The sequence below is a fragment of the Micromonospora sp. DT233 genome (assembly GCF_049841815.1).
Taxonomy (GTDB): Bacteria; Actinomycetota; Actinomycetes; order Mycobacteriales; family Micromonosporaceae; genus Micromonospora.
In genome coordinates this window covers 1-2,418 of the sequence record NZ_JBNCLB010000033.1, presented here as the reverse complement: position 1 = coordinate 2,418, position 2,418 = coordinate 1, and the positions used below count along the sequence as shown (strand labels likewise).

Sequence of the window (2,418 nt, the reverse complement as noted above, 5' to 3'; positions counted from 1 at the left end):
TTTTTTTTTTATCTTGCTGCCCCCCCGGGGCCCCGGGCGCCCCCCCCCCCCCCCCCGCGGGGGGGGGGGCCCCCCCCCCCCCCCCCCCCCCCCCCCACGACTGAGGCCACAGCTATTCGTGCTCGCCGATCAGCGGATGAACCACCGCTGGTAAAGCCCCTTGTTGCAGCCCATGGTGTACGCGAGCCGACCGTTGCCATCCAGACAGCGCCCGGTCGCCACATTGATGATCTCGAAGGCTCTGAACACTCGCCCGGTAACCGGATCGGCCCTGAACTCGATCAGGTTGAAGTGCCACCGCTGGTGGGCACCGTTGTTGCAGGTCATGTAGTAAAGCTGACCGGCAGAGTTGCTGTCCATGCAACTACCAGTGCCCACCAGGTTACTGAAATAGATTTCGTGACCGTTCGGCGGTCGGTCCCAGATACCCCAGCTAAAGGATTCCCCTCCCATCGAGATGGGCGCGGTGTTGGCCGGCACGGACCCCGGGCCTCCCCGGACGAGCGATACGCTCGGAACAGCAAAGTTCCGCAATGCCCCGGCCGTGGTGACCGAGACGTACTGCGCCTGGGCGGGCGTCGCCGTGACCATCGCCGGGGCACTGATCGCCACCATTACCACTGCCAACCTGGCAATGACTCGCTTGAAACTTCCAACTCTCATATTCTCTTCCTTCTTCCTCGCCAAAGATTCACGCGCGCAACGTTCCCGTAACACGCACGGACAGCATCGCAGGCACCTTCATCAGCTGCAAGCTCCACTGCGGACGACTCCCCTAAAAGGGGATGACAACGTCCCCCTCGACGCCATTTACCTAACGTGGACAGTGGCGGAAGAAGCCCACAAACAGCGACACACAAGCTCAGCAGAGGCCGCGAGTGTCACCCGGAGCAGCGGAGGCGATCGCGTTGTCGGCGCAACCGAGGCCTCACCGATCAGGCGATGTAACTCCACCGCTGGTGATCCCCGCCGTTGCAAGGGAGGGTGTACGCATCGGACGAGTTGGCATCCAGACAACGGCCGGACACCGTCATGACGGAGGGAATTGCGCGACCAACGGGTAGACCACCACCGGGGCCCGCATCCACGGCATCAGCGACGCGCCAACCATCGCAGAGGCGACGGCCTTCGTTGGCAAAGGGACCCGGAACAGTGGTGACGCCGTTCAAGCCGCGCCCGGGTTACGCGTGCGGACGCCGCACGTCAGCGCGGCTGGGTAAGCACTCATCCGCCCGCAACGGTTACCCGCCCGGCGCACCTACCGCACCGCAGGCGCGGGCCACACAAACGCTTTCCTCACGGTTCGCGCCTGGCACCTCGCGAGCCCCAGGCGCGAAACCGACGTCTACCGAGGACCCAGATCAGTTAACAATAAGAAACTTCTGGTTGGCAGTATCCCTACAATCGGAGGTGTACGCAATTTTGGGATCCGGCACGCTCATCGCCAGGCAATTTCCCGTCGCCTTGTTTTGGATACGATACCAGCCGTTAGCCTGCCTATCGAAGTGCCACCGCTGATAGTCACCGCCGTTGCAAGGCAAGATGTAGACCTCGGTCCAGCGATTGCTGTCCAGGCAACCCGTGGCGTGGAAAATGAAATGCCCGTTGGGCGCATTGTCCTGAACCCACCAAACTTGCCGTGCCGGGGTGCTGGAGTTAACAACATCACCATTTTCAACAGCCATAGTAAGGCCATACGAAGTCGCATTATAGATGTACCCCGCGGCGTTGACCGAGACGAGCTACGCCTGGGCTGGCGTCGCCGCGACCATCGCCGGGGCAACGATCGCCACCATTACCACTGCCAACCTGGCGATGACCCGTTTGAAACTTCCAACTCTCATATTCTCTTCCTTCTTCCATGCGGCAGATTCACGCGCGCAACGTTCCCGTAACACGCACGGACAGTCTCGCAGGCACCTTCACCAGCGGCAAGCTCCACTGCGGACGACTCCCCTAAAAGGGGATGACAACGTCCCCCTCGACGCCATTGAATTAACGTGGACAGTGACGCAAGAGGCCCACAACAGCGACACGCAAGCTCAGCAGAGGCCGCGAGTGTCACCCGAAGCAGCGGAGGCAATCGCGTTGTCGGCGTAACTCACCCGCCCACCGGCCACCGCAGGCAATCAGCCCCGGTCCGGCGGCCTGTCGTCGCCGTACACCCGGCCGGCCGGCCCTCGCCCCTGCCCCTGCCCCGCCGACCTTGCCGACCGTCGTTCCGGAGACCGCGCAGGGCACACCCACACGGGGCATGGGCGCACAGAATGGCCTCGCCCGAAAACAAAAAAGGACCGCCGCAGGACGGCGGATTTCCCGAACGGGCGACGCATCGACACCCCGCCCGATGACGGCGGCCCGCCGGACCCGGGTTGGGGGGGGGCGCCCGCGCGGCCGCCGGGGGAAAGGGGCAGCAGT

At 63.6% G+C, this 2,418-nt stretch carries 2 protein-coding genes; both read right to left on the bottom strand.

Annotated features, from left to right (window positions below):
- Positions 1-129: 129 nt before the first annotated feature.
- Positions 130-615, bottom strand: coding sequence for an RICIN domain-containing protein (locus ACLQ2V_RS28060; RefSeq protein ID WP_425721708.1), 486 nt, complete (start codon positions 613-615; stop codon positions 130-132).
- A gap of 746 nt (positions 616-1,361) precedes the next feature.
- The gene (locus ACLQ2V_RS28055; RefSeq protein WP_425721706.1) at positions 1,362-1,685 is read right to left on the bottom strand and encodes an RICIN domain-containing protein; all 324 of its coding nucleotides are present in this window, start codon (positions 1,683-1,685) and stop codon (positions 1,362-1,364) included.
- Positions 1,686-2,418 lie beyond the last annotated feature (733 nt).